This is a genomic window from Bacillus sp. SIMBA_074 (assembly GCF_046534555.1).
Taxonomy (GTDB): Bacteria; Bacillota; Bacilli; order Bacillales; family Bacillaceae_G; genus Bacillus_A; species Bacillus_A mycoides.
In genome coordinates this window covers 1-439 of the sequence record NZ_JAWRYM010000125.1, presented here as the reverse complement: position 1 = coordinate 439, position 439 = coordinate 1, and the positions used below count along the sequence as shown (strand labels likewise).

Sequence of the window (439 nt, the reverse complement as noted above, 5' to 3'; positions counted from 1 at the left end):
GATCATGCAAAAACAAGTAAAGATGCTGAAAATTATTGTTCGAAATATTCACTACAATTAAGAAAACAAAGAGAAGGGACTGGTTTTTTGTGAGTCACGCTTTCTGGTTAACCAATGTTCGTTTGGACAGCGGGTTTGAGACTGGACATGATGGAGTCGTTCATACGTTAACCGAAATCTGTCATCTCCGCATTGAAGACGGCAAAATCATGCAAATCGCATCCGCTAATGAGCCACTGGACACGACTCTGCCCACTGAAGACGCAAAAGGGTTGCTGGCCCTTCCCTCTTTTGTGGAGAAGCATAATCACCTGGATAAAACGTATGCAGGTGCTACATGGAAGTCTTGTCTCCCTCCGAAAAAGCTGATCGATCGTTTGGAGTTTGAGGCAACAGAAATGCCTGCCATAACAGGGACCACCACTCAGCGGGCTGAAGC

Annotated in this window: 1 pseudogene; it reads left to right on the top strand. The window is 45.6% G+C overall.

Annotated elements, in window-relative coordinates:
• Positions 1–89: 89 nt before the first annotated feature.
• Positions 90–439: pseudogene (locus tag SB773_RS30140) on the top strand (deaminase); the annotation flags it as partial.